Below are 25,512 nucleotides of genomic sequence, written 5' to 3'. Positions count from 1 at the left end.
ACTGGCCCCTTTTTAAACCGGTGCCTGGCCCGTTTTTATCCCGGTGTTGACAGTCCATGCCCAGGTCGCGATGGGGGCATTGCTCAAGGTTCCTTCCCGGCCGGGACGCCGTTCAACACCAGCCGATCGCAACGCCTTCGCGCAGAAGATCGTCGATTTCGTCGTCGAGAATCCGGCCACGGGAGAGGTGGTGGCTCTGATCGAGATCGATGACGGGTCTCACCATGCCGACAAGGATCGCAGGCGCGACGAGATGACGGCGGCAGCGGGCTATCGAACCTTGCGCGTACCTGCCTCGGCGACGCCGGAGCTGTCTGACGTCCTCAGGATTGTAGGCGTTCTTCGGGAGGAAACGACATGACCAGACAACCTCGCGCCTATGACGTCCTGGCTGCCCATCTGGCGCCCGAGGATCCGATCGAAGGTGAGCGGCAGATCGACGCGGCGATCCTCACCCTGCAACGCTCCCGCTATCGTCCGCGCAATCGCAGCCGCGCGGCGTTTTGGCTCGGTCAGATTCTGCTTGCCCTCAGTGTGACCATTCTGGGAGCGCGCGCCTTGTGCTGGCTGGACCCTCAGCTGTGGCATACGCCCCTTGGGGTCCTGGCCGGTGCCGTTCCCATCTTAGCCGCCAAGTTGATGTTCATCGGTGCCTTCGTCCACCTCATATATTATTGCACGCGTGAGGGTGTTGAGGATTATGGGCCGCTGCCGCTGCCGCCAGAACCGATTTATGAGTGGCTGGTGGCCCACGGCAAATCTGATCTCACATACTGGCATGAACTCTACTGGTCCTACCCCAAGCGTCGGGCAAACCGTAAAGAGCTTCTAGGCTTTGTCATCTGGAGAAAGACCCCATGCCCACCAGACCAATATCCACCAACGCCTGCGCTGTTCCAGACCGATCCGGCGCGGAAAGATCCCCATCTGGTCTATCTTGATAGCCCGGAGGGGCGTGCGGACCAGGCGGCCTATCTGGTCGCGTTCGAACGCCGGATGGATGACTGGTGGCGACTTTCGTTCCGGATGGCCATCGCCCTGCTGATCGTGCTTATCATCACTATCTGGTTGCCGATTTTTCCGGAGAGCCAGACCGGCCGGCTGATCCGGACAGGCGTCATGCTCGCTTTCATCGTGGGTAGTATTGCGCTTTTCTGTGGTGTCACCGTGCCGATACGCTGGCTCCCGCACCCAGTTCGGCGCTACTGGTTTCGCGCTCTTCCCCCGGAGGCTGCGCGATTTTGTGAACATATGATCGCGCGTTGGAGTTGATTCGATGTCGCCGCTCGATGCGACGAGGGAGACCGGACGCTGGAACCGGTTCGCGAATAACGGCACACTGGCACCAATCCCCGCAAGCTGCCACCCGTGACACTTTACCACGAAGTTCTTGGTAAAGTGTCATTGATGACAATCACTTACCCAAGTTTTCGCACGTTCGCGGTAGAGGATGCCTGAGCTCGACAGGCATGATAGCGAGGGCTCTACCGCACTAATCGAGACTCGTGCCCCATATGCCCCACCACATCTTCTATTCATGGCAGAGCGATACGGACAATCGAATTGGACGGGGCTTCATCCAGTGGGCACTCGATCGCGCGATCCGAGCGGTGAATGCCGATGCCGACGTCGATCCGGCCGACCGCGACGTGAGGGCGGATCGTGATACGGCCGGGGTGCCCGGTATGCCGCCACTCGCCGACACGATCTTCGACAAGATCGATCGGTCCGTCGCCTTCCTCTCCGATCTTACCCACGTCGCCACGCGGGCGAACGGCGAACGCTCGCCCAATCCGAATGTCCTGCTCGAACATGGTTGGGCATTGAAATCCAAGGGATGGCGAAGCCTGATCGGCGTGATGAACACCGCGATGGGCCATCCGGACGAACATCCCCTGCCGTTCGATCTTCGACACTTCAAACGCCCGATCTTCTATCATTGTCCCGCCGATGCGCCGGACGAAGAACGCCAGGCGGCACGCCTTGGCTTGCAAAGGGATCTTGAGGGCGCGCTTCGCGCGATCCTCGACGATGAGGTCTTGCGGGCCGCGCGCGTTCCGCCGCCACCGGCCGAACCTCACCCCCATGATGTCGCTCTGCTCCAGCGCTACCGCGCCCAACTGCCCGAAACGCTGCGGCAGTTTCTGCGCGAGCATAGCTTCGGCACGCCTTACCTTCGCAGGAAGCTCGATCCCCTCGATGAAATGAACATCACCTGGGCGGGCGCGGAGTTCGATTTTGAGGATCCGGTGTTGCAGGAGACGGCCAAGGCGTTGCGAGGAGCGAACACCTCCCTGATGAGTCTGGTCTATGAGCGGATCCACGTCATGGACCGCAATCCGGAAATGGGCTGGCCGAAAACCGACTACGACGTCACGCATGGCATCCAGAAAGCGACGCTCGGTGCGATCGAGGACCTCAATGGACGAGCCGAGGCGCTCTGCAATGCTATCGACGCGTTCGAAAGGGCAGGGCGCGCTCGTATTCGCGTCGCGGCCGAGCCGCCACCCGCAGGGCAGGCACCAGCCATCGATCCGCGGTGGGAAGCGGCGCGGATCGCGGTTACCGATCTCGCGGCCGACCGGATGCGGGGCGGCCTGCCGCAGATCGTGCAGTTGCCGAGTGTCGTGTTGCGCGTGGTCCCGCTCGCAGCGATGGATCGCCCCCGGATCGATCCCAAAGCGGTGTTGTTCGCTGCGAGGCGGTTTCCGCCGAACACGCAGGTCAAAGTGGAGTCCGATTCCGACGAGCGACAATGGTGGAGCTTCGGCATCCCGCTGATTCCCACTGCCAATAATCCTGAAACCAGATGGCTGACCCGTTTTGTGCGGCCGGGGCTGCTTGAATTCGAGATGACGATCGGCGGCCGCATCGACGATGATCCCGAGATCGTGATCGACGGGCGAGAGCTCGAAGGCGGGATTGTCGAACATCTCGAGCGATTGGCCGGGATCGCCTCCACGATCGGCCTGAAAGGGCCCGTTCTTATCGGTATCGCCTTCCGGGGTGTCGAAGATGTCATCCTTCAGCGCGCCCGACCGGGCGGGCGCAAGATGCACAAGCCGGAGCTGTTTCTGCCGGAGCTACAGGTCGAGGATCTCGGAACGCCGCTGCACGATCTTTTGCGAGAACAGTTCGACATCCTATGGCAGGCGGCAGGCTGGCCCGACGGTTCGCCGTCTTTTGATTGAAGCGATCCGGCCGCACCATGATCCTGAAGCGGCTGGCCGGCTTCACCTGCAAGACATCACGTCCAGGAGTGCTCGGCTGACCGCGCCGCTCTGTACATAATAGATGACTGAAAATACCGAGTACCATTACATGCCGATTTGTGGCGTCACAGACCAGCCGCGCTGCGAGGCCCGAACAGGATGACCGCAGCCCCTACAAGGCAGATTGCTGCGCCGATCAAATCCCAGCGATCTGGCTTCGCTCCTTCAATGATCCATAGCCAGAAGATCGCGGCCGTGATGTAGACGCCACCATAGGCCGCGTAGGCGCGACCGGCGTGGTCAGTGTCCACCAGCGTCAACAGCCACGCGAACAACGCCAGCGAAGCCATGCCGGGAAGAAGCCACCAGATTGACTTGCCCATGCGAAGCCAGGCCCAAAAGGCGAAACAACCGGCGATCTCCGCCAGTGCGGCTCCGATATAGACCAAGGCTGTCATCATTGATGCCGCCATACCTTGATGGCGGATATGACGAGAATCACAGCCAGCCCTGGTAGCAGGACAAATCCTGGCACGATCCCAAGCAGCAGGCCGCCAATAAAGGTTCCGCAGATCGAACCGAGCGCCATCACGAGCAGGAACGTCAGATTGCGGCCGAGCACGGCGAAACTCTGGTCGCGGCTGTAGCGAGTGAAGCTGACAAGCATGGTCGGCATGCTCACCGCGAGTGAGAGGCTGCCGGCCAGTTTCATATCGGCGCCGAATAGGAGCACGAGCGTTGGGATCAGCAGTTCGCCGCCCGCTACGCCCAGCAGGGACGCCACCACGCCGATGGTCAAGCCGGCGCCAACGCCGGCGACGAGTTGAACGGTCCCGGTCAAAAGTGGCTGGTCAGCGTGGGTGCTGTGGCCGAAGAGCAGCACGGCCGCGATCACCACCAATAACATGGCAATGACCTTGTAGAGCGTTTCGGACCTTGCTCGCACCGCCCATCCGGCGCCGAACCAGGCACCGATAAGACTGCCGGCGAGCAAGTTGAAAATGATCGGCCAGTGCGCGGCGACAGTTTCGAACGGGACAGTCCTGGTGCGGAACATGAGGGCCGTGGCGACCACGACGAGGCTCATGGCCTTGTTCAGGATGACCGCCTCAAGCGCTGCGAACCGGAACGGGCCGATCAGGAGCGGCAAGCGGAACTCCGCGCCGCCCAGGCCGATGAGACCACCGAGCGAGCCGATCACCGCGCCGCCTCCAAATGCCATCGGCAGGTTGCGGGCGGGCGTTGCGGTGGCGGTATCCTGGATCATGGCGCTGTGGTTACACAGATACCCAGCCTGGTGCAGCTACTTGTGGGTAACAAGCTCTAGCTCACGCTTACGGCGCTGACGGGCCTAATGCCTTCCGTTCCGAATAGCGATCGACAAGCTGGGCGGTATAGGGGCGCAGAAGCACCGTGAACCGCACCAGTTCCTCCACTACATCGACAATGCGGTCATAGTAGCTGGATGGTTTCATCCGACCTACCTCGTCGAACTCCCTATAGGCCATCGCCACGCTCGACTGGTTGGGGATGGTGAACATCCGCATCCAGCGGCCGAGCAGGCGCAGCGTGTTGACCGCGTTGAACGACTGCGATCCGCCCGAGACCTGCATGACCGCAAGCGTGCGGCCCTGAGTCGGGCGCATCCCCTTCATCTCCAGCGGCAGATGGTCGATTTGCGCTTTCATGATGCCGGTGATCTGGCCATGCCGCTCCGGGCTGCACCACACCATGCCCTCAGACCACATCGCGTGATCGCGCAACTCGTGGACGGCGGGATGATCGTCGCCCTTCACCTGGTCGGGCAACGGCAGGTCCGAGGGATCGAAGATGCGGGTCTCGGCTCCGAAGAATTGGAGCAGCCGAGCAGCTTCCTCGACCGCGAAACGGGAGAAGGACCGTTCGCGCAAGGAGCCGTAGAGCAACAGGATGCGCGGCGGCGGATCGAGCGTACCAAGGCCCAGCGCCGGCCGGTCATAAGCGTAGCGGACGTCGAACGCGGGCAGATGATCCGGGTCTGTGAGATGTCGAATACGGGTCAAGCTGTTGCTCCGCTCTCATACCAGCCGCGCGTGCGCTTCACGATCGCCACCACCGACAGCATCACCGGCACCTCGACCAGCACGCCGACCACGGTGGCAAGCGCGGCGCCGGACTTGAGGCCGAACAGAGAAATTGCAGCGGCCACCGCAAGTTCGAAGAAATTGGAGGCGCCGATCAACGCGGCGGGGGCCGCCACGCACCATGCGACGCCGAACCGGCGGCTCAGCCAATAGGCCAGCCCCGCATTGAAATAGACCTGCACCAAGATCGGCACGGCAATGAGCGCGATCACCAGCGGCTGCTCGACGATCGCCTCGCCCTGGAAGCCGAACAGCAGAACCAGCGTTGCCAGCAGGGCGGTGAGCGATACTGGCCCGAGCCGGGCAAGCAGCCGATCGAGCGCCGTCTGTCCACCTGAAGCTAGCACAGCGCGGCGAACGAGCTGCGCGACGATCACCGGCACGACGATATAGAGGCCCACCGAGAGCAGCAGCGTGTCCCACGGCACGGTCACCGAGGCGACGCCCAGCAGCAGCCCGACCAGCGGCGCGAAGGCGAACACCATGATAAGGTCGTTCAGCGCCACCTGGCTCAATGTGTAATTGGGCTCGCCATCGCAGAGGTTCGACCAGACGAACACCATCGCCGTGCAGGGCGCGGCGGCGAGCAGGATCAGCCCGGCGATGTAGGACGAAACTTCGCCCGCCGGCAGCAGCGGCGCGAACAGCCAGCCCAGGAACAGCGTGCCGAGCAACGCCATTGAGAAAGGCTTGACGGCCCAATTGATGAACAGGGTGACGCCGACACCTTTCCAGTGCTGGCGCACCGATCCCAACGCACCGAAGTCGATCTTCAAGAGCATCGGCACGATCATCAACCAGACGAGCACCGCGACCATGAGATTGACGCGCGCCACTTCGGCAGACGCGATGGCGCCGAACGAGCCGGGCAGCGCATGGCCGAGCGCGATGCCCGCGACGATGCAGAGCGCCACCCACAAGCTCAGATACCGTTCGAAGAAGGAGATGCCGGGACGAATCGGCGCGGCGCCGGCAGCAGGAACGGTCGCCATGCCTCAGATCACCCGCGCGCCGGCGGCATCGACGACTTGCTGGCCGTCCTCCTTGGCGAAGGCGCCCCGTTGCGGTGTGGGCAGAAGGTCCAGCACCACCTCCGAGGGGCGGCATAGCTTCACGCCCAGCGGTGAGACGACCAGCGGCCGGTTGACCAGGATCGGATGCGCCATCATCGCGTCGATCAGGGCTTCGTCGGACAACGACGGGTCGCTTAGGCCCAGCTCGGCATAGGGCGTGCCTTTCCCGCGCAGCAGCTCGCGCGGCGTGATGCCGGCGCGGGTGATGAGCTGGACCAGCAATGCCTGCGCAGGCGGGGTTTTCAGATATTCGACGACATGTGGCTCGATCCCGGCATTGCGGATCAGGCCCAGCACGTTGCGTGACGTGCCGCACTCCGGGTTGTGGTAGACGATGATGTCGGTCACGCCGCGTCTCCCCGGCGAGCGGTCGAGCCTTCGGCATGACCGATCTCGCGCAGCTTCGCCGTCAGCGCGGTAGCTTCGAGCTTGTCGATCGGCAGCGATATGAACAATTTGATCCGGTTTTCGAGATAGCGCAGCGCTGTTACGAAGGCGCGTTCGCGTTCGATTGCAGTTCCCTCGACATGGCTGGGATCTTCAATCCCCCAATGCGCCGTCATCGGATGGCCGAGCCAGACCGGGCAGGTTTCACCGGCCGCGTCGTCGCAAACGGTGAACACGAAATCCATGACCGACGCATCTCCCTGAGAAAACTCCTCCCAGCTTTTAGAGCGCAGCCCTTCGGTCGGGTAATCGAGCCGCTCCAGCAGCGCGAGCGCGTCAGGGTTGACCGTGCCCTTGGGATAGCTGCCCGCCGAAAAGGCACGGAAACGGCCTTGGCCCAGCTTGTTCATGGCGCTTTCGGCGAGGATCGAGCGCGCCGAATTGCCGGTGCAGAGGAACAGGACGTTGAACACACGATCGGTGGGCATGGCGGCTTCCTTCAGCAGCAGGTGAGATCGGCAAGCAGGGGCTCGCATAGTTCAGGGCTACCGAGACAGCAGTCCTTGGCGAGAAAGGTCATCAAGACCCGCAGCGTGTCGATCCTGGCTCGTTGGATCTGATGGCGACCGCGCTTTTCGGCCGACACAAGTCCCGCGCGGGCGAGTACGGCAAGGTGCGTGGAAAAGGTGCTTTGCGATAGTCCGCTGGCCTCGACCAGTGCGCCGGTCGGCAGCCCCACGGGCTCGTGGCGAACGAGCAGCCGGAATGCGTCCAGGCGCGTGGGATGGGAGAGGGCCGCAAGGGCCTCCAATGCCGAATCCTGTTCCATGCATCGGCTATACCCGATGCATATATTGCCGGCAATACCCATCGATTTTTGCCGATGGATTAGGCGGTGATCGAGCCGGTCGGCAACTATGAGGACCGCTTGACCTCCGGCCGGATTGGGAAGCGCACGCATCCTGCGAAAAAATGCTGAGAACGCTGCTGTGAGGGATTCACATCTGCCTGGAGCTGACGTAGATTCATGCTATGTTCCATCAGGCGGACCTCTTCGAGCCAGCGGCAAGTCCCAGCAAAAGCATGGACACGCCGGCGCTTCTGGCTGTTATCGCAGCCGCATCGCCGCGCCCGAAGTTCAGCTATATGCTGCTCCAGTTGATCGCGGAGATTGCGGATGAGCGGGGCAGTGCAGGGCCGAGCGTCACCGTCGACGGCGCCGACATGCCGGTCAGAGACTGGCTGTGTGATGCGCTGGTCCCGATGGCCCAACGCGACGCGCGCCGGCGATCGACAGTGGCGGCGGTTCGCGCCGAACTCGACGAAGCCAAGGCGCTTCCTGCCGATCGCCACGAGGCGGATCGCGTGATCGAGGATAAGGTGCGTGAGCGGGTGCGTCGCTCCGGTCGCTGCAATGTCAGTCGGGCAGTGTCGGATCTGTGCAAGGTTGGCCTGCTGCGGCGCCATTATCAGGGTTTTCGCGTCGATCATCAAAACCGCGGGGCACAGCGCGAGGCGGTTTATACCGTCATGCCCGAAGCTCTGGCGGTGTTGCGGCGGGGGTGAACGAGCGACCGGCGTCGAGCCGGCTCCACATAGCATCGGCGCTCAGGCCGGGCCTTTCCGGCCGCGTCGCTTCTCGTCCGCCTTCCATGCGAGATAGTCTTCTTCACTATCGAAGTCGGGCTGCTCGAAGTTGGTGAGCTCGTCGCAGTTGATGCAATGATACATCTGCGAGGCGGTCTGAAAGTGCATTCCGCAAAAGCACCCGCAAAAGGGGCAGCATTCATCGAGTTCAAGGCTGCTCCAATCCCAGACTCCCAAATATTCCGGCACGCCGTCGCGGTCGTGACCCACGACCTCAAAGGCGTCCGCATTCTTTTCGACAAACCCCTCGATGCCGGCGCGCTGCAGATCCTCGAGAATGTCGGCGGGCTGGAGATAGAACCATTCCCTGGCCGTGCTTCCGCCGTCTCGAGCGATGTTGCGATCCCTGTATTTGGCATGAAGCCGCTTCTCGGTCTCACTCGCATTGGGCGTATCGATCCAGCCCACGACCTTGAGCGGACGCGAGTTGCCGGTCTGCAGGGCGCCCCGACGCCCGCGCAGGTTCGTCGCGCGGCCGATCTTCATCCGCCAGTCGGCGTCGTTTTCCTCGAGGATGAAATAGACCGGCACGAATGGTTTCCAGGCAGCGTTAGAGGCGGTAAGCGGCGCGCAGTCGCTCCACGACGACATCCCGCGTCATGTTCACGTCGAACTGCCTCGGATCGAAGTCCTCCTGGACTGCCACGGCTTGGACAAAGGCGCCCATGTCCTCTTGCACGGCCGGGGGCAGCGCATAACTTGCGTCGGCGGTCAGCAACTGCAACATCCTGGCGACATCGTTGCGATGCTTGCGGACGTCCTTTTCGTCGATCTTTTCGCCTTCGCCTCGGCGCCGGCTCAGATCGAGCCAGGCGCGTGCCTTGAACGGAATGATGGCTGCCTCATCGAGAACAGGGATGCCGTCGAGCCTGCGCACCATCGCCTTGAGGAACTCGTAATAGGCGCTGTCGAGCAGGATGGCCGACAGGCTGGCAGCTTCCTCGTCGATCGGAAGGGGCGTGAGCTGGCTATCGTCGGCGAGCGAGATACCCTCCGGCTGTCTCGAAAATAGCTCGAGCATCGCGGGGAATTCCTTGTTCGCAGGCTTTTGAAACCGATAGAGGACGCGCTTTCCGTCGCTCTGCTGCCGGATTTGATAGCCACCTTCCTCGACGAAGGCCCAAAATCGTTCGGAGAAGGCCGCGTCGAGAGCCTCGACGATGAGGACGATGTCCAAATCCTTGGTCGCCCGAAAATCGAGACCGACCTCATCCATGAGCAGCTCGCAGGCCGCGCCCCCGATCAGCACATAGTGGCTGTCATGCCCTTCAAAATGCGCGCGGAAACGATCGACACCCGTTACCATCCAAAAGGCTCCAAGAGTTGCTGCGCTGCCTGGGCTACGCGTTCGTCGGGATCATTGCGCAGGCTCAGATGGAGCGACAGCCGATCCACGACCGCATCGCGCGCCAGCGCGCGCGGATCGTAGCTCCACGTCTCGAGTTCAGCGCGTTCGTCATCGTCGAACGCAAAGCCGGTCCTGAGTTCGAGCGTCTGCTGCAACTGCTTCCACCGCGCCGCGGGGATGGCCCGGTGCGGGAAGCGCGGTTCCGACAGCATCGTGTAATGCGCGAGCGCGCTCTCGCCCGCGAGCGGGGCGACATGGTCAGGCAAATTGCCCCTCACTGTCCGGACCTTGCGCACAGGCGACTGCAAGCGGCCTGCCACCGCCTGCCATAGGTCCCGTTCGCGCACTGCGAGCTGAAGACGACGCTGACGTCCGACATGGCGCGGCTTGGCGATCCGCAGCGCCTCCAGCTCATCCAGAGTGCGGCTCATGCTCATGATCGCCACCTGGAACCGTTCCGCCAGCTGGGTCAGGTTCGCGCCATCGAGATCCTCGCCAAGCAGGTTCGCGAGGACCAGCATCTGGGTCGTCGGGCCAAATTGCTCGGTGGCGGCCGGTGGCCTTGTCGGCGCGCGCTCGCGCAGGTCAAGCAGCGCTTCGGGGACGTAGAGTTGTGCGCCTGGCGCCAGGAACCCGATCTGACGCTCGACCATCTGGCGGCGAATGGCGGCCGGCACATGATCGAGGAGCAGGAGGACCAGGTGAATGCCGAGATGCCGGCGCAGAAGGTCGCGGTGCTTGATGAATTCGGCAGTGGCGCCTTGTCCCAACGAACGCATGGCCACGAGCAGCACCGGTTCGCCGTTGAGTTGACCCCTCCAAAGGCGATAGCGATCCAGCAGAAAGTGCGGCAGCCCTGCGTCGACGAAAGGCGTCAGCCCCATGCGCATGCCAAAGGCATGATGCACATAGGCCTCCGCCGCCTCGCCCAGGGCGTCCAATCTGGTGTCGGGTCCATTGTCTAACATCGCAAAAGCTATTTAACATCTCTACTGTTAAAAAGCTACCTCCTGTTAGACGGGGCCATGGGGAGGGGGCCGGCGATCCCGAACGCAACCTCATTGGGTGTGTCGATCGGCCGGCCAGCGTTGAGCCCCTAAAGGAATAGAAGCGTGAACACCGACCGGCAGGGTGGATCAGCCGTTGAGGAGGTCCTTGATCGCTTTGGCCGGGGTGAAGGTCAGCTTCTTCGACGCAGCGATGGTGATGGTTTGCCCGGTGGCGGGGTTGCGGCCCTCTCGCGCCGGGCTGTCTTTCACTTTGAACTTGCCGAAACCGTTGAGCGCGATTTCCTCGCCCTTGGCGGCCGCGTCGGCGATCGCTGTGAACAGGCCATCGACCAGTTTGCGCGCGTCGGCCTTGGTGGTGCCGGCGGTTTCGGCGAGATGGTCGGCAAGGTCGCTGTTATTCATGGGAGCTCCTTCGCAATTGGATGGGACGAGTTCCATAGGCATCTCGGACGGCGTGCGCCATCGGGTTCAAGCCTGCCTGGTCCCCTGGACCAGCTTCCTATGTCCGATAAATGCGATTCTCGGACATAAGAATTGGCATCGGGAGGGGGCTCGGCTAGGCTCCTCCCGATGGCGCGCGACCTGCTTCCGATCTCGACCAACCTGCCCGCCGACCTGCTCGCCGAGATTGACGGCGCGCGCGACACGCTCGCCGCCTCGAAGGCGGGTTCGACCCAGAGGGCCTATGCCTCGGACTGGGAGCGGTTCTGCGATTTTTGTGACGCGCGCAACGTCGAAGCGCTGCCGGCACACCCCGACATCGTCGCGCTGTTCGCGCATGTCGAGGCCGAAGCCGGCATCGCGCCAGTCACGATCGGCCGCCGCGTCGCTGCGATCAATCACCATCACAAGGAAGCAGGTCTCGCCTCGCCGAGCGCGCGCGACGCCGCCGGCGTCATCGCCCAGATGATGGCGGGCGTACGCCGCAAATATGCGCGCAAGAAGGACCAGAAGGCGCCGGCGGCCGCCGACGTGCTCAGCGCCATGCTCGCGACGATCGCCGGCACCGGCCTGCGCGCGAGGCGCGACCGCGCGATCCTCGCGATCGGCATGGCGGGCGCGTTTCGCCGTTCGGAGATCGCCGCGATGCTCCTGCCCGATCTCGCCTTCAAGGCCTCCGGCGTGCGGATCACGATCCCGCGTTCGAAAGGCGATCAGGTGGCCGAAGGCCAGCAGATTGCGATCCCCGAGGGCCGCCACATCCGGCCCGTGGCACTTCTCACCGACTGGCTTCAGGCTGCCGATCTGCAGGGTCTGGATCCCTCGACCAGTAAGCCGCGGACTGGCCCCGTGTTCCGTCGGCTGACACGGGGTGACGCGCTCACAGTCGATCCGATCACCGACAAGACCGTGGCCAGGCTGGTCAAAGCCTGCGCATCGGCGGCTGGGCTCGACCCGGGCCTGTTTTCCGGACATTCGCTGCGCGCGGGGTTCCTGACCGAGGCGGCCGCCAAGCGTGCGAACCTGTTCAAGATGAAGGACCATTCGCGGCACAAGTCGCTCGACACAGTCGCGGGCTATGTCCGCGATGCGGCGATCTTCGACGATCATGCCGGCGAGGAGTTCTTATGACGCCGAGCGGCGTGGCGCCAGAATGGCAGGCCTACGCCATGCCGGACTATGATGCGGCAATGACGCGGGCCTGCGCCGAGCTTCAGCAGCGTATCCTCGCCGACCCTACCTATCGGATGTCCATTCTGACCGACCCGCGTGACCTGCATCGAGCCTTGTTTGCCGAGTTCACGCCGTCCGGTTACCCCGAATATGCTGGCACCTATCGGGGCACGGTCGGCACCTCGCTCGAGGGACGGCGCATGGGCGCCCCGCAAATTTTCGATCTCAAGAAGAGCTTCGCATTCGAGGAACCTCAGAAGGTCACTGCCGCGCTCGATTTCATGCTTTCCGAGGTTCGGCGCGAGCTGGTCCCGGCTCGGTCCGCCACACCTTTTGTCCAGCTCCTGACCTTGACCCACCTCTTCTGCTGGTTTGGGAAGATCCACCCCTTTCTCGACGGCAACGGCCACATCCAGCGCGCCCTCTTCGCCGCGGCGGCGGCCGAGCTGGAAGTTCCGCTCGCCTCGCGATTCGCTATCCATCCGCGCCCGTTCGCCCGGCTTCTGGCTTGGCCGCTGGAGAGGTTCACGATCGCCAAGCCTGATCAGCGCGAGCATTTTCTCGCGATGGTCGCCGAATATCTGAGCTCCTGGTTGGCTGGACCATTTGACCGGCCTGCGAGCGGCATCGCGCCGTAAGCGGCCCGGGCAGCTTCGAAGTTTTAGAGTCCTCTAGCAAGGAGGAACCCCTCCGACTTCAGTCGGATACTGGCTTCAGCCACAGACTCGCGTGCTAGCCTGTAACCTCGGGAAAAGCGGAAGCCGCCGAAGGCGTGAAGCTTCCGCTTTTCCCGAGGTTACAGGCTATGGCGTATCGGTCCGGTTGTCACACCACATTCCATCATCGCTACCATCTCGTTTGGGCGCCGAAGTATCGGTACAAGGTGCTGATCGGCGATGTTCGGCTACGGGTGCGCGAGATCATCCGTCAGGTCTGTGCCGAGATGGGCGTGAAGATCATCAACGGCGCGCTGTCGAAGGACCACGTACACATGTTCGTCGAAATCCCGCCGCACGTCTCGGTCAGCGACTTCGTGCGCCGGGCCAAGGGGCGCTCATCCCGCAAGATCCAACAGGAATTCGAGCACATCCGCAAACGATATTGGGGCCAACGCTTCTGGCAGCGCGGCTACTTCTCGACCACATCCGGCAACATCACCGATGACATCATCATGCGTTACCTCGACCGACATACCCACAAGGACGGCTTCAGCCCCACCGCTTGATCCTACCGGCGTCAGCCGGTCAGTGATTCAGAGTTCGATCAGCGTATAGCCGCGATCGCCGAGCACGGTCCGGGTCCAGTCCTTGGCGATGACGACACCCTCCGTGTCCAAGGAGATTGCAGCGTCAGCCCGATCGAACAGCGCGATGCAAAGCTCATCGCTGTCGAACCGCGATCGGTACTGGATACCATCGAGGCTGGTGGTGCTGTAGATTTCCGCTGAGATCCGCTGGGGCACCGCATACGCGCCAGGATTGTCTACCGGATCGAAGTCGGCCGAGACTCCGGCGGTGGTCGTTCTGAACCAGCCGAGACCCGGTCCGTGGACCTTCGCCAGCCGGATCGGTCGCGTTGCGGAGAATCTTGCAGCGCGTCTCCTGGCGACCTGATCCCAAAGGACATCCCGGTCCGTCGGCCTCCTCAGCAAGGTCTCGGCAAAGGGGCCGACGAGCGTCTTGCCCAAATACAGCACACCGAATTTGCCGTCCGGATCGTCCCAACGCCAGGTCGCGTCCTTGCGGCCATACCATTTGGCCGCGACCGTCGCGGCGTGCACGCGATGAAGCACTCGCCCCGTCGCGATCGTCGCCACGGGTATCCCGCCTTTCGCTCCCATATTGCGTCAATCTTCGAGCGTACGGGCGAAACGCACTAGGCGCTCAACTTCCGCATCGCTGCCCTTCAGCAACGCGATCGGGCTCACTCCATCAAGACCTTCATCGCCGCTGACGAGGAACTGCAGGACGGCCCAGCCCGTCGTTTCCGGCGCGGCGCTAAGGACCTTCGCAACGCCGGGAAGAATTGCATTCCCATCAAACTGAAAGACCGGGAAGAGCTTCGTCCCGTTGTCTTCGACCATCAGCAGTCGGCGATCCTTGACCGCCTTGTAGACGGCCTGGATCGTCTTGTGCCCAAGCAACGTGCGAACCTTCTCCGCGGTCAGAGCTCCGCCTGCAGCATCGATCAGCCGCCGTTTGAAGGCGATGGCGTTCGTAATTCTTTCCGCGGCTTCCGGATTATCCGTTTCGACCGCCGGGATGCCAAGCGCGAGATGGAAGACAAGGCTCGGCACGTCGACGCTGCTTATCGCCGCCGCCTTTGCCGCCGCCGGCATCATCTTGATGATGCGGTCGGTGCTCGCCACAATCCGGTCGTGGAGGACGCGATCCGCATCAACGAAACCGATATTTGCTGGGCGAACCATTCGATCATTCCTGTTGAGTCAGTTTCATATACTCCGAAACCAACACGATTTCAACTCGTGGATGAATTCGAATCTCTCAGCCCGGACCCACGAAGCAATCGGGCGCTCTCCTGCGATGCGCATTACCGCGTGCTATTTCTCGAAAGCTGCTTCCAGCGCGATGAGACCCGCTGCGTGCCGTTCCGGCTGTGCCTTTCGAAATTTGCGGATGTTTACCAACTTGAATTGAGGAGCGGGCAGCTCGCGAAGCGCTGGCAATGGGAAGGCGTCCCACTCCGGGTCTCCGGCCTCAAAACTCTCTAAGAACCTCCGATCATCAGCGCCGAGGGACCTATGGATCGCCGCCACGAGGCGACCGAACGTATGAACATGATCCTCATAGGTGAACGGCTCGAAGGGCATGCCTTCGAATTGGGCCTTGAACGTTCCGCTCTGGTCCTTTCGGCTCGGGCTGATCAGTTCAGCGATCGGGCGCCCGTGGCTTACAAGCGCCGCGACGAAACCGTGACGAACCTCATCGACGACGCCCTCTACGTCCAGCAGACGCTTCACGTCGAACAGATCGCGCGGATGTTGCCGGTCCAGCGCGGCACAAATCTTGCCGCCAAAGAGCTCGCCGTGCGAGAGACAGCGCGCTTCGACGAAAGCCTCAAATCTCTCCTGCACACGGTCGGAGCAGGGAAGATCGCGGAGAGGAAGGAGATGGCCGCGCAGGGTGGGATTCACCTCGACCTTGATCTGGGTCTTGCCGCGCTGACAGTTGAGCTTGACCTCCATACCTTCCTGGCCCTGGCGTGTCTGGGTCACGCGGGTTGGCGGGAGGCGGCGTTCGATTTCTACCTTGATCCGGGCAAGCGCCTCGCCGATCGCCTGCAGAGAGGCCGCCCGGTCTTGGAGGGGAAGGTAGGTTAGATCGATATCGACCGAGAGCCGCGGGAGATCCCACTCGAACAGGTTGATCGCCGTGCCGCCTTTCAATGCGAAGGCCGGCTCCGCCATGACCAAAGGCAGGACGTCCAACAGCAGGCGAACCTGGTCACGATATTGGTCAGTTGCCACTCGACACAAGCTCCCTGGGGAGGAGCAGTCTGTATTTCGGGACGTACCGCCCCATTTTCGCAAGGCTGCGATCGCCGGAGCCCAGATCTATCTGCTCCACCTTCACGTGCCGCATGACCGGGAGGTCCGCCCGTTCCGCAAGGTAGAGGAACAGCCGCCGGACCTTCACCGATGTGCAGGCCTCGAGCAGGGACTGCATGAGCTTGGGGCGAAGCGACGTCATGCCCTCCACGATCTGGCAGGCCTCGACGAGATCGAATTCCTTTGGCGCGAGATGCAGCAGCTCCAGTATCGCCCGCTCGGGCGTAGCGGCTGTCAATGGATAGCCTTCCGGGGTTCGGTGCTCGGTGAGCCCGATATCGTTCGGCAGGAGCTTGGTTTGCATATGACGGACCTCCCCCCCCCAATGTTTCTGAAACCATGCCGGCAGAACCACGTGCAGCGGCGAGAAGAGGTAGGCCCTGCTCTCTCCGAAGCGCACATAGTGGCTATTTCCCGTCATCTCGATCGCCGTGAGCGCGCCCACGTGGACCGGCAGCTTCAGCTGGGACTGAACGCTGTAAAGCGCTCCCTGCCAGGTCACTGTTTCCATCGGGCGCTTGAATGCGCCACGACCCAACGAGACGAGCCACTGCGAGGATCTATAGTTCTGCAGGTCCTGTGCTGTCAGACCGAGCGCCTTGAGATGCGGGCTGGTCGCCACCGTGTGTGGCTCCCACGCATCGAGCAACGACCTCAATTTATCAGTTCGACCTACCTTCATGGCATATCTATCGCATAAATTCCAAGGTCGATCAATGCCTCGGAATTTTCCATGCTAATATGCCAACGGTATAGCTATCGCCTATAATTCAATGTTAAAGGCGGACCCGACATATTCCTGCGGCATAGCCCGGCGCATCCCGTCTTGCGAGAACGATGAACGGGGCCGAACCCCGTAAGATACATACTTTGGTTCATGCTCTATGCTGCTGACCGAATGGACTTCAGAAACTCGACCTCCTCGGGATGCCGATGGAGAAGCTCGATCAGGCCCACAGCCGCATCGCTCGGCGACATGGCCCCGCTTTCATATTTCTGGAAGGCCCGGCGACCACCGCCGATCAGATATCCGGCTTCTTCCTGTGTCAGCTTCAAGCGCTTGCGGACTTCGCGGACATGAGCCGCATAGGCCTTCTTCAGCTCCCGAAACACGCGATCGGATTCGGCGAGATCGGCCCCGGAATGAATCGCGTCGCCGTCATCGTCGGGATACCAACCGGGTACCTCGACGGTGCGCGTCATCGAGCCGAACTTCACAGTCTGCGGACGCACGCTGCGTCGCAGGAGCGTGCCGGTCTCGGGATGGATGCGCGTCTCAGTCATTGCCGACCTCTTTGAACGATGTGAGCGCGACGTCGACCAACGTTTCGCCTGCGAATTTCAGATACAGCCACCGCTGGTCCCACGGCATGTTGTAGGTGTCGTGCCATACCTTCGAGTTGGGCGGATTGTGCGCTGTCTCCGACTTAATGAAGTCGCCGGCTTCAAGTGCTTGCACCACCTCAACGATGTCTCCCAGCGAATAGCCCAAAGCGCGGGCGCCCTGGACGGCGGTGCGCGTGATCTCCAAGGTCCCAACCTGCGCGAACTTCGCCTGGACCGCAGCCAGATTATGATGCGGCTTCCGCTTGATCGCCATCCCGATATACACCTTGAAGGTTAATTCATCAAGACTGGTCCAGTTCGCGAAATCGCTCCTCTAGCGTGGGCATTTCGCGCGCTAACGCAGCTGAGCCGTATAACGTAAGCAGTTGCGAACAAACCTCGAACGCACTATGGTGGAGGCGCGGAGAAAGCCGATGCGTTTCGCCAAATTCGACCTCAACACCTACAATCTGACTAAGGACCTTCCTGGCGGTCCGACACTTGCTGTCGTCGAGGAAGAAATCCCGGAAATCGAGATGATCACCGACCAGGAGGGCAATCCGACGCGTGGCGGAATGATCGGCTATGCCTTGGCCTATGCTCTGATGGTCAGCTTTGTCGGAGCTATTTTCTACCTGATCTGACCTATTCGCGAAGCTTGGGGTCTTGGAAGAAGCCGCGATCATGATCGCGGTTCACTTCCTGCTCCAGATCGACGGCACCCAGCACGCGCTGCCCTCGCATCGTCTGAGCCGCTGCTCGATCGTTATTCAACTCGCCCTTGCCGGCCTCGATGATTGCGGCGGCGGCCACATCGCCAGCACCGGCAGGGCCGCTGGCCAATCGCCCGGGTCCGTGTGGACGGTAAGATGTCTTGACGTCTGCTGCGCTCGAGACGCTCGGCCGGCTCACGTCAACGAGGTCCGGGTCGTGCAGGCGGCCCGCAATCTCGGCTCGAATGCCATCCTGTTTGTCGTGCATCCAGCGCGTGATCATTTCCTGGCGCACGAGACGCTGCTGGTCGGTCAGATCGGTTGCCCAAAGCTCAGGCGCTTCAAGACCCGGGTTCTCGACCTGCTGGTGCCGATACCATTGCGCAAGATCCTGGCTCAGATTTTCGCTGAGCTGCATGCCATGCGTTTCCGCATAGCTTGCATCGCGCGAGAGCTGTTGGGAAAGCTCCTCGAGCCGGCGGGCCGTTTCCGAATAGGACTTCGCTCGCGCGAGTGAATCCTCCGTGCTCGACGACGCGGACGATGTCGCAGAAGCCCGGCTGAAGCTGCCGCTGCGTGAGTAAGTCCCATCGGACATCGTCGCGCCGCTGCCGCTGGCATGTTCGTCCCGCACCCCACTCGACGATGTGTTGGCGCTGTCACTGCCACGAGTCTCGTCCGTCCCATAACGCAAGCCGTCGAGTTGGCTGCCTGTTTTGGAAACGCTTCCTCCGATGGAGGGTAGTCGACCTAGCACTCCTCCGCGATCACCAGCCCCACGTCCCGCTTGCCGACCACCCGTTCCAGCCGAAATAGTCCCCGATATCTGGTCGTTGGTCTGTGCTTGGCGGTCATGCCCTTGTGTAATGCGCTGGCCCTGAGAGATCGTATCGCGTTCCTCCAGGCCCTGTGAACTGCTTGCGGTCCGCCTGTCGAACGCCTCCACAGAACTATTCGCCTGACGCCCGCTGCTCGACTCCCAGCCCGACGAGCGTTCGGTGGAGGTACCGAAGGCACTGCGGTTCGCGTGGGTCGCCGTCAGGATGTCGGCTGCGGCATTCTCATAGGCCTGCGCCTGGCGGTGCGCCTCGTTCGCCATCTCGCGCCATTCTGCCACCGAACCCGTGCTCATCGTGGGTGTAAAGCCCAATCGCGAAATCGCGCCGCTCGTATCGAACACCTCCTGGCCGTTGCCGAAACCCGACACGACCGCGCCGTTGTCCTGTCGCCACCCGACGCTGGTGGCACCGCCCATGAAGCTCGGCGCCGTCGACCACTGGTCGCTTTGGCGCATATTCGATGTCGCGTTCGCCCAGCTCACATTGCCGTAGGAGTAGTTGCCAGTGGTCTGCTCGAGGGCTGCGGCTTCGGCCGCATTCTGCGCCGGCGCGAGCATCGAGGTCGCCTGGCCGGCGATCGACATCGCACCGCGCGCGAGGCCCGCGGCGAGGAACGGGATGCTCATCAGCATGAAGCCGGCAATCGTCGCCGTCTCCCCATTCACCGCGCCAATTCCGGCGTAGGTGCCGAGCGTCACCCCGCCGGCGGCGACACCAGCGGAGGCTGCCTCGGCCCGCGTCATGCAGATCATATGGAGGATGACGTAAAGCGGCCCCCAGGCAGCCAGGTAGAAGAACCCCATCGCATAGCCCTTGAGCGACGCCAGCCCCGTTTGTGGCATCAGAAAAAGCGGGAAGATCACCGGGAACATCGCAAAAAATACGACGGTCAGCACGATGTTGAGGATCGGCACCCACGCCATCGCCTGCTGCGCGATCGAATTGTAGGTATTGCGGGCTTGGATGTCGGCACGGGTCTGTGCGAAGGTATCGATCGTCGCCGCGCCCGTTCCTCCCGCCATGCTATTTCGCGCCTGCATGAACGCATTGATCGCCGTGTTCTGCCGCATGGAATCGCTATAACTGCTGCCCGAGCCGGTGAACGCGGCGTTCGCGATCGGCAGATCATGTTTGAGCTTGTCGGCAGCCAGCGAGTTGCTCAGCTTCGGATAGAGTTGTTTCCCCCAGATCGGAGTGTTCGCCTCGATCATCGGTGCCCACTGTGCATCGAGCATCCCATAGGCCTGCCGGCACGTGACGATCGCGCTGGTGACGGTCCCGTCCCCCTGACGCTCCAGCCATTGCTGCGAGCGCGCCTCCGATCCGGGCCCGATGTCGGCCCATAGGTCTTTCGATTGCGCGAGGAGCGTCAGCGACTTTTGGTAGAGCATCACATCGCCGAAAAGGCACTTCTTGAAGTGCTCCTCAAGGTTCGTTGAAAACTCGGCATCGCGAATGATGAAATTGCGGGTCGCGTCGAAAAGCCGCGCTCCGTAGACCATGCCGTTCGTCGAGTAGTTGAGCTCGCTTGGCATTACGAAGACAGTCTCTGCCGTTCGCGTCAGCCAGTCTCCGATCTGCGTCGTGAAGCTCGCCAGGACACCGAGCCCCAACGGGACGTTGGCGACTGTAGCCGGCGCGAGCGATGGATTGATCCGATCGGTGACCTTCACATCGATCGTAGGCACCATGAGGCAGAGGTAGATGGCCGTTGATTGGAGAAACCAGTTCATCCACACGCGAAAGTTCATGGTGAAGGCGACCACGAGCAGCGAGTAGATGAGGCCCATCACCATCACGACCCGCAGAAGTGATCGGTACCCGCCGCCGCCCGACCAAGCGGCGACCGCGTTGAAAGTGTTGACGAGATACTCCCCGCCCCCGACCGTGAAGACTTCGAGCATCGTCCCGGCTCCCCCGCCCTACATCAGGCCCTGTGCGTTCAGGCCACGTGAGAAGTTCAGCGCGGATGACATGCCCGGCGTCATTGAGTTTTGAAGTGTGGACTCGAGCATGATGCTGCGGTCGATGATCTGCATCGTCACCTGCAGCTTGTTAGAGAGCTTTACATCGCGCTGCGCAAATTTCTGCCGTGTGGCCGCGATCTGCTGCTTCCACTGAGTCGCGGTCGCCTGGTCGAATGTCTGATAATGCGTCTGCGCCTGCTCGACCCGATCGAGCATATTGTCGAGCATCGCCGCCAGCAGGTCGACCGCAACGATTTCGGACAGGGTCTCGATCTCGCCATCGGTGAGGGCGTAATGCGCATAAGCCTGAACGGAGAGAATCTTGTAGAGCGGAACCGTGGCGAGGTTCAGGAGCTGCTTCTCCGACGCATCGAGGGCGGTGTCCGTGCGAATCTTGCTGCTCATCGAGCGGATCATTCCCGCGATCCGCGGCCGCAACGCCGACGATGCCGGCACCGTCAGGGTCTGCTCACCGACATCGTAGCAGTCGGTGTCGTTGCACTTGAGCATCTTCACGGCCGGCGCATCGGCTGTGCCGTCAAGCAAGGCCGTTACCACCGCCTCCTCCGCCGGTCCGAACATGACGACTTTCCCGCCCACGCTCGGATCGGTCGACGGCGTCGTCACGACGGTCCCGACCAGCGTCATGATATATTCGGAGAACGATTGGTCGAATGCTCCGAATTTGGCCGACTTCTTCAGGGCTTCCCAGGTGTAATTGTGCGGCTCCCCGACGAGCTGGTCCTTCATATTGGCGTCGGTATTGCCCGCGATCGTGCTGTCGCGCCGGTTCCCGTTGTTGCAACCTTGCCGGGACGCAGCCCAGTCCGAAAACACACCTTGGCTGTTGCCGACGGCCTCGCAAATCGTGGAGCGTGTGGTCTCCATCTGTGGCCAGATCCCGCCTACGAGCGCCTGCGCGGTCTCGCAACTCGAGATATTCATCTGGTTGAGAAGCTGTGCCTTCTGGCTGAACTCGTCCATCACCTTGCCGATCTCCGGCGAAACGGAATCGATCGCGAGCTTGAACGCGAAACCCAGAGCGTTATTCGCGGTCGCCTTCAGCATGGCCACGATCTCCGAGGCATTGATGAAGGAGAAGCTGCCAGCGAAAAGGTCGATGCCGCCGCATCCCGCTCGCGCGCTCGGCAGCTGAAGGTTGAAAGGCGAAACGCTCTTCTGTGGAAAGCGCGTCCAGACATTGCCCAGCGAGTAATAGCCGGCCGACTGGCCTTGGAACGCCGTCGGCCCGGTGACATTCGCGGCGCCGCCAGCGTCGTTGAAAAAGCCGTTCATCTGCGAGGCGACATCGGCGCGCGCGACGCCGACCAATGCGAAATGCGAAGCGGCGACCAGCGCGAGACCGGTGCCCAGCCTACGGCGCAGCGCGCCCTTTTGCCCGCGCGCCATCAGTAATCGCTCCCCACCTTGGTGTTGGTCAGCATGAAGATGCGATCCATGATCTCATCAGCGCTCAGCACGCCGTAACCGACCGGGATCGTCCGCTTGGTCTGGGTGTCGAAGAGGACCAGCGCTGGCGTCTCGTTGCCTGGAATCCCCATCCGTGCGCGCTGGCCGGAATCGACGACGTAGTTCGGGAACTCGCGGTTTGGCCCGCCATCCATCGAGACGGCCATCACCGTCATGCGGTGGCTGTCGGTGACCGATCGCAGGATCGGCGCGAAAACCTCGCAGGCACCGCAGCTCTGAGCATAGAAATAGAAGAGACCGTAGCGCTGGCCGAGGTTCGTGAGGACCGCATCCCGGTCCGCCTGGCGGTTGTCCAGCCAGAGCCGTTTGCCCACGGTCGAGACGGGCCGCTGCAGCGTGTAGTCGAGGTCCGGGTTCTGCCAGAGCGCGCGCTGCCAGGTGTCGGAGAAGGTCGACGCGCGATCGAGCTGCTCGCGCTGGAAGCGCACATAGTTGATCACGTTGGTTTCGGTCGGATCCAGGATCGCTTTCGCCTTCAGCTCATCCAGTTGCTTGGCGATGGCCGCGATGCGATCGACCGCGCTCTCCTCCCGGACCTGCGCCGTCGACCCGGTCTCCTCCGCTGGCTTGGGCTTCGCGCAATAGAACCATTGGCCGAGCCGCCGTTCGCGACAATAGAAGTCGTCGGAGCGATCCTGTTCAATTGTATCGCCCTGTGGCGGCGGTGCTTCCTGCGCGAGGACCTGCGGCCCCCAGATCGCGGCTGACAGCGCGGCGGTCAGGATGAACGTCTTACCGAAGATCAACATGGCTCGCTTTCCTTTCGTCATCGCTGGAGCTGGCGCGGAGGGATGTGAGGAGGATCTGGTCTGCAGGCCGATCCCACCCCGAGACGTGGACGCAGCAGTCCGCCACCGTCGTGCGGTGCTGGCCAGCGCACGGTGTCGGCACCGGCGTGGGAGGCGTGCTGCTGGAGGGCTGTAGGACGAACGCTGACACGATGACCGGAAGCTCGAGAAGCGACAGTGTCATGAACTTTCTCCTGATGTTGAGCCGCACGGCGGCCTCTCTCAGCGCGGGCTTCATCGGGACCACGTCATTTGCCGTGGAGATCGTAGTAGGACTGAATTTTTGCTTGGATGTCCGACATTGTCTGCACCTCGTCGGGCAGCTTCGCGGCATCCATGAAGTCCGAATAGACGTCCGTGAAATCCATCACCGACAGATCGAGCCGGGCGAATTCGTCGACCGTGAATCCCTGGCACTGTTCCTTTTTCGCGCTACCCCAAGGCTTGCCGAGCTGGGGGCGGCCCTGCTCCTGCAGGATGCGCGAGAGCTTGCTTTCGAAACAGCAATAGGCAGTGCGCTTGGTCGAGCAGATGCCGAGAAAACTCGATGAGCAGTACGTGCCGAGATTGTGGCAAAGCCCCATCCGATCTTTGATGTCGAGTTTCATCTCGTCCTGACTGCACGCGAACAGGACGAGAAATGGGGTGGCGAACGCGGCGATCGCCGCCGGCCCGCCAGCCAGCGCCGCGGCGCCTGCCGCCACGGGGACGGCACCCGACACTTTGCCGGCGCAGCAATTGATCAGGCCGAAAACCGGCTTGTGGCAGGTTTCGCGAGTACCCGTGAACACGCGGAAGTTATTCTCGTCGAATTCCTTGCCCGCTTGATCAAGCGCATGCAGGCCGACAAGCGCATCGCGAAATTCGGTGGAGGCTTCGCGAACGATCGGCTCGCAGTCGCCATTGACGCAGTAGACGTCGTCTCCGCAGATATATTGCTTGTCGGTCGGCACTTTGCTTGCCGGTGTTGGGCAGCGATAGACCTTCTCCGTGACTTTGCACGGCCCGTCCTGGGGATCGTCCAGACAATCGTCCCGGACATAGGTGCAGGCCGAGTTCGCCTCCAAATCGCCGCAGTCGTTTCCTGCCGTCATGACTTTGCACGAGAAATCCCGCTTCCATGCCCAACAAGGCTGCGTCACAGGCACGCCCTCGATGATCCGGGTCTCCAACCCTTCCGTGCAAACCTCGCCAGCCGGATCGGCGGAGCACATGGTGTCGCCTGCAAGCCCTGTGCAGCCGTCAACGCGCTTGACGGTGACCTTCGCCTCGGTCGTCTTGGCATGCCATCCTTGGCCGGTGATGGGGCTCGGAAGCAGCGATAGATCTGTCAGGTTCTCCGAGCAGACATATTCGGTCGCATAATAATCGTCGCAGAACTTGTTGGTGGAAACGCCGTAGATGACATGGGCGGCGCACGCCTGCATTACTATGCCTGTGGGCTTGCAGGTGCCCGCGGCGAGATGCGGGGCCATTGCATCGTAGCGCGCAAACGGTGTGCCATAGGCACCATTCGGAACGACGAAGAACTTGTAAGCGTCGGTCGTGGTCGTCTCGGGAACCATGGTAATCGCACAGGATCGCGGCTGATCCTCGATCTTGGTGCCCTGGTTGCAGGTCGCCTCATAATATCCCGTGCCGCTTGTCGGCGGAGGCAAGGGAGTGCAGGCGCCCGAGCCGCTCGAGATCGCCACGTCGTCGAGATAGGTCGTCGGGTCATTCTCCACGGTTGTCGCACGATTAGTGGTCGCCAGAATGTCTGCGTTGCTGAAGGTCGGCCGGATATGATCGGCATCGGTCGAAAGGCGATAGCTTTCGTTTCCCGATTTCATGGCCTGAGCGTCGGAGACAAGCCGATCGGGATCGTCGAAATAGGTGCTCTGAGGCTGGTCCGTTCCCGAATAGCCCGGAACCGCTTTCGCCTGGGCATCGGTCGACGGCACGATCGAGGAATCGTTCCTCTTCTCCAGAGCCATCGCTTTGCCTTCTTCGCGAGCCTGTTCTACCGTCATGGTTTGCGCACTCACCGGCTCGGCGACCAGGAGCAGTACGCAAAGCGTGCTCACAAGGCGCCGCGCAATCACGGGTTGGTCCGCTTCATGTTCGACAGCGCCACCGCAGCCACTCGTGCGCCGGGGCCGTTGCCCTCGGCGAAGGTACTGAGGGCATATTCGACCGTCACATTGCCGATCATGCGATCATATGGCGGAACCTTCGTCGTGCAGGAAAAGCCCGCACAGAGATCGAAGTCCGAGGAAACGCTCACATAGGTTGGGACGGCCTGGACCTGGAAGGCGCGGAAGAGCCGCGGATCGACGCCAATGCTTGCGAACTGCCCTTTATTGACCACCCTTGTCAACACCGGGATAAAAACGGGCCAGGCACCGGTTTAAAAAGGGGCCAGTT

Annotated in this window: 31 protein-coding genes; 8 read left to right on the top strand and 23 right to left on the bottom strand. The window is 62.0% G+C overall.

Annotated features, from left to right (window positions below; translation table 11 throughout):
* The first annotated feature begins 43 nt into the window (after nucleotides 1–43).
* Together ACEK02_RS32990 and ACEK02_RS32985 are read left to right on the top strand one after the other, a co-directional pair.
* Nucleotides 44–361, top strand: a complete 318-nt coding sequence (locus tag ACEK02_RS32990; RefSeq protein WP_371426087.1) for a DUF2726 domain-containing protein — start codon at nucleotides 44–46, stop codon at nucleotides 359–361.
* Nucleotides 358–1,272 (top strand): hypothetical protein, encoded by a 915-nt coding sequence (locus ACEK02_RS32985; RefSeq protein WP_371426085.1) that lies wholly within the window; start codon nucleotides 358–360, stop codon nucleotides 1,270–1,272. Before ACEK02_RS32990 ends, ACEK02_RS32985 begins: the two co-directional genes overlap by 4 nt.
* A gap of 263 nt (nucleotides 1,273–1,535) precedes the next feature.
* Here ACEK02_RS32985 and ACEK02_RS32980 read toward each other — a convergent pair whose 3' ends face one another.
* A complete protein-coding gene (locus ACEK02_RS32980) occupies nucleotides 1,536–1,814 on the bottom strand; it encodes a hypothetical protein (RefSeq protein ID WP_371426083.1) in 279 nt (92 codons plus the stop codon).
* A gap of 45 nt (nucleotides 1,815–1,859) precedes the next feature.
* Between ACEK02_RS32980 and ACEK02_RS32975 the strand changes: the two genes are divergently transcribed.
* A complete protein-coding gene (locus ACEK02_RS32975; protein ID WP_371426081.1) occupies nucleotides 1,860–3,191 on the top strand; it encodes a hypothetical protein in 1,332 nt (443 codons plus the stop codon).
* A 146-nt stretch (nucleotides 3,192–3,337) separates the two neighbouring features.
* Here the strand turns inward: ACEK02_RS32975 and ACEK02_RS32970 are convergent, their stop codons facing one another.
* The 7 genes from ACEK02_RS32970 to ACEK02_RS32940 all read right to left on the bottom strand — a co-directional run bounded on the left by ACEK02_RS32970 (nucleotide 3,338) and on the right by ACEK02_RS32940 (nucleotide 7,666).
* The gene (locus tag ACEK02_RS32970) at nucleotides 3,338–3,670 is read right to left on the bottom strand and encodes a YnfA family protein (RefSeq protein ID WP_371426091.1); all 333 of its coding nucleotides are present in this window, start codon (nucleotides 3,668–3,670) and stop codon (nucleotides 3,338–3,340) included.
* Entirely contained in the window at nucleotides 3,670–4,479 is an 810-nt protein-coding gene (locus ACEK02_RS32965; RefSeq protein WP_371426079.1) for a sulfite exporter TauE/SafE family protein, read from the bottom strand. The genes ACEK02_RS32970 and ACEK02_RS32965 overlap by 1 nt, the downstream gene beginning before the upstream one ends.
* A 67-nt stretch (nucleotides 4,480–4,546) precedes the next feature.
* On the bottom strand, nucleotides 4,547–5,254 hold the full coding sequence (gene arsH / locus ACEK02_RS32960) for an arsenical resistance protein ArsH (RefSeq protein ID WP_371426077.1): 708 nt from the start codon (nucleotides 5,252–5,254) through the stop codon (nucleotides 4,547–4,549).
* Entirely contained in the window at nucleotides 5,251–6,282 is a 1,032-nt protein-coding gene (gene arsB / locus ACEK02_RS32955; protein ID WP_371426089.1) for an ACR3 family arsenite efflux transporter, read from the bottom strand. Before arsB ends, arsH begins: the two co-directional genes overlap by 4 nt.
* A 48-nt stretch (nucleotides 6,283–6,330) precedes the next feature.
* A complete protein-coding gene (arsC, locus tag ACEK02_RS32950) occupies nucleotides 6,331–6,756 on the bottom strand; it encodes an arsenate reductase (glutaredoxin) (RefSeq protein ID WP_371426075.1) in 426 nt (141 codons plus the stop codon).
* Entirely contained in the window at nucleotides 6,753–7,283 is a 531-nt protein-coding gene (locus ACEK02_RS32945; RefSeq protein ID WP_371426073.1) for an arsenate reductase ArsC, read from the bottom strand. Before ACEK02_RS32945 ends, arsC begins: the two co-directional genes overlap by 4 nt.
* An 11-nt stretch (nucleotides 7,284–7,294) precedes the next feature.
* Nucleotides 7,295–7,666 (bottom strand): ArsR/SmtB family transcription factor, encoded by a 372-nt coding sequence (locus tag ACEK02_RS32940; protein ID WP_371426071.1) that lies wholly within the window; start codon nucleotides 7,664–7,666, stop codon nucleotides 7,295–7,297.
* Nucleotides 7,667–7,878: 212 nt separating this feature from the next.
* Between ACEK02_RS32940 and ACEK02_RS32935 the strand changes: the two genes are divergently transcribed.
* Nucleotides 7,879–8,361 (top strand): hypothetical protein, encoded by a 483-nt coding sequence (locus ACEK02_RS32935; RefSeq protein ID WP_371426069.1) that lies wholly within the window; start codon nucleotides 7,879–7,881, stop codon nucleotides 8,359–8,361.
* A gap of 42 nt (nucleotides 8,362–8,403) precedes the next feature.
* Here the strand turns inward: ACEK02_RS32935 and ACEK02_RS32930 are convergent, their stop codons facing one another.
* From ACEK02_RS32930 to ACEK02_RS32915, 4 genes are all read right to left on the bottom strand, one after another.
* Nucleotides 8,404–9,033 carry a GIY-YIG nuclease family protein gene (locus ACEK02_RS32930; RefSeq protein ID WP_371426067.1) on the bottom strand — a complete coding sequence of 210 codons (630 nt, stop codon included), beginning with the start codon at nucleotides 9,031–9,033 and terminating at the stop codon, nucleotides 8,404–8,406.
* Entirely contained in the window at nucleotides 8,993–9,748 is a 756-nt protein-coding gene (locus ACEK02_RS32925) for a hypothetical protein (RefSeq protein ID WP_371426065.1), read from the bottom strand. The genes ACEK02_RS32930 and ACEK02_RS32925 overlap by 41 nt, the downstream gene beginning before the upstream one ends.
* Entirely contained in the window at nucleotides 9,742–10,731 is a 990-nt protein-coding gene (locus tag ACEK02_RS32920) for a hypothetical protein (RefSeq protein ID WP_371426063.1), read from the bottom strand. Before ACEK02_RS32920 ends, ACEK02_RS32925 begins: the two co-directional genes overlap by 7 nt.
* Before the next feature lie 195 nt (nucleotides 10,732–10,926).
* Nucleotides 10,927–11,238: an HU family DNA-binding protein gene (locus ACEK02_RS32915; protein ID WP_371426061.1), complete on the bottom strand. Its 312-nt coding sequence runs from the start codon at nucleotides 11,236–11,238 to the stop codon at nucleotides 10,927–10,929.
* Nucleotides 11,239–11,370: 132 nt separating this feature from the next.
* Here ACEK02_RS32915 and ACEK02_RS32910 point away from each other — a divergent pair, with 132 nt between their 5' ends.
* The 3 genes from ACEK02_RS32910 (at nucleotide 11,371) to tnpA (ending at nucleotide 13,639) form a co-directional block, all read left to right on the top strand.
* Nucleotides 11,371–12,372 (top strand): site-specific integrase, encoded by a 1,002-nt coding sequence (locus tag ACEK02_RS32910; RefSeq protein ID WP_280280047.1) that lies wholly within the window; start codon nucleotides 11,371–11,373, stop codon nucleotides 12,370–12,372.
* Nucleotides 12,369–13,052 (top strand): Fic family protein, encoded by a 684-nt coding sequence (locus tag ACEK02_RS32905; RefSeq protein ID WP_371426059.1) that lies wholly within the window; start codon nucleotides 12,369–12,371, stop codon nucleotides 13,050–13,052. The genes ACEK02_RS32910 and ACEK02_RS32905 overlap by 4 nt, the downstream gene beginning before the upstream one ends.
* A gap of 167 nt (nucleotides 13,053–13,219) precedes the next feature.
* Nucleotides 13,220–13,639: an IS200/IS605 family transposase gene (gene tnpA, locus ACEK02_RS32900; protein WP_010408862.1), complete on the top strand. Its 420-nt coding sequence runs from the start codon at nucleotides 13,220–13,222 to the stop codon at nucleotides 13,637–13,639.
* A gap of 27 nt (nucleotides 13,640–13,666) precedes the next feature.
* Here tnpA and ACEK02_RS32895 read toward each other — a convergent pair whose 3' ends face one another.
* From ACEK02_RS32895 to ACEK02_RS32870, 6 genes are all read right to left on the bottom strand, one after another.
* Entirely contained in the window at nucleotides 13,667–14,230 is a 564-nt protein-coding gene (locus tag ACEK02_RS32895; protein WP_245652749.1) for an RES family NAD+ phosphorylase, read from the bottom strand.
* 30 nt (nucleotides 14,231–14,260) lie between these two features.
* Nucleotides 14,261–14,755 carry a hypothetical protein gene (locus tag ACEK02_RS32890; protein ID WP_371426056.1) on the bottom strand — a complete coding sequence of 165 codons (495 nt, stop codon included), beginning with the start codon at nucleotides 14,753–14,755 and terminating at the stop codon, nucleotides 14,261–14,263.
* Between the two features lie 219 nt (nucleotides 14,756–14,974).
* Nucleotides 14,975–15,901, bottom strand: coding sequence for a nucleotidyl transferase AbiEii/AbiGii toxin family protein (locus tag ACEK02_RS32885; protein ID WP_062787908.1), 927 nt, complete (start codon nucleotides 15,899–15,901; stop codon nucleotides 14,975–14,977).
* Nucleotides 15,891–16,664 (bottom strand): type IV toxin-antitoxin system AbiEi family antitoxin, encoded by a 774-nt coding sequence (locus ACEK02_RS32880; protein ID WP_062787909.1) that lies wholly within the window; start codon nucleotides 16,662–16,664, stop codon nucleotides 15,891–15,893. Before ACEK02_RS32880 ends, ACEK02_RS32885 begins: the two co-directional genes overlap by 11 nt.
* A gap of 200 nt (nucleotides 16,665–16,864) precedes the next feature.
* Nucleotides 16,865–17,266, bottom strand: a complete 402-nt coding sequence (locus tag ACEK02_RS32875; protein ID WP_062787910.1) for a type II TA system antitoxin MqsA family protein — start codon at nucleotides 17,264–17,266, stop codon at nucleotides 16,865–16,867.
* Entirely contained in the window at nucleotides 17,259–17,582 is a 324-nt protein-coding gene (locus ACEK02_RS32870) for a type II toxin-antitoxin system MqsR family toxin (protein WP_062787912.1), read from the bottom strand. Before ACEK02_RS32870 ends, ACEK02_RS32875 begins: the two co-directional genes overlap by 8 nt.
* Nucleotides 17,583–17,742: 160 nt before the next feature.
* On the opposite strand from ACEK02_RS32870, the gene ACEK02_RS32865 reads away from it, so the two are divergent.
* Nucleotides 17,743–17,952 (top strand): hypothetical protein, encoded by a 210-nt coding sequence (locus tag ACEK02_RS32865; RefSeq protein ID WP_062787913.1) that lies wholly within the window; start codon nucleotides 17,743–17,745, stop codon nucleotides 17,950–17,952.
* 1 nt (nucleotide 17,953) lies between these two features.
* On the opposite strand, the gene ACEK02_RS32860 is transcribed toward ACEK02_RS32865, so the two are convergent.
* The 5 genes from ACEK02_RS32860 to ACEK02_RS32840 all read right to left on the bottom strand — a co-directional run bounded on the left by ACEK02_RS32860 (nucleotide 17,954) and on the right by ACEK02_RS32840 (nucleotide 25,456).
* Nucleotides 17,954–20,764 (bottom strand): conjugal transfer protein TraG N-terminal domain-containing protein, encoded by a 2,811-nt coding sequence (locus ACEK02_RS32860; RefSeq protein WP_280280046.1) that lies wholly within the window; start codon nucleotides 20,762–20,764, stop codon nucleotides 17,954–17,956.
* A gap of 18 nt (nucleotides 20,765–20,782) precedes the next feature.
* Nucleotides 20,783–22,237: a conjugal transfer protein TraH gene (locus ACEK02_RS32855; RefSeq protein WP_280280045.1), complete on the bottom strand. Its 1,455-nt coding sequence runs from the start codon at nucleotides 22,235–22,237 to the stop codon at nucleotides 20,783–20,785.
* A complete protein-coding gene (locus ACEK02_RS32850) occupies nucleotides 22,237–23,067 on the bottom strand; it encodes a conjugal transfer protein TraF (protein WP_280280044.1) in 831 nt (276 codons plus the stop codon). The genes ACEK02_RS32855 and ACEK02_RS32850 overlap by 1 nt, the downstream gene beginning before the upstream one ends.
* Before the next feature lie 287 nt (nucleotides 23,068–23,354).
* Nucleotides 23,355–25,190: a conjugal transfer protein TraN gene (locus ACEK02_RS32845; RefSeq protein ID WP_062787917.1), complete on the bottom strand. Its 1,836-nt coding sequence runs from the start codon at nucleotides 25,188–25,190 to the stop codon at nucleotides 23,355–23,357.
* On the bottom strand, nucleotides 25,187–25,456 hold the full coding sequence (locus tag ACEK02_RS32840) for a TrbC family F-type conjugative pilus assembly protein (RefSeq protein ID WP_371426052.1): 270 nt from the start codon (nucleotides 25,454–25,456) through the stop codon (nucleotides 25,187–25,189). The genes ACEK02_RS32845 and ACEK02_RS32840 overlap by 4 nt, the downstream gene beginning before the upstream one ends.
* Nucleotides 25,457–25,512 lie beyond the last annotated feature (56 nt).

It is taken from the genome of Tardiphaga sp. (assembly GCF_041424195.1).
Taxonomy (GTDB): Bacteria; Pseudomonadota; Alphaproteobacteria; order Rhizobiales; family Xanthobacteraceae; genus Tardiphaga.
Note: the sequence above shows the minus strand (reverse complement) of the source record. Positions and strands in the feature narration are given on the sequence as shown.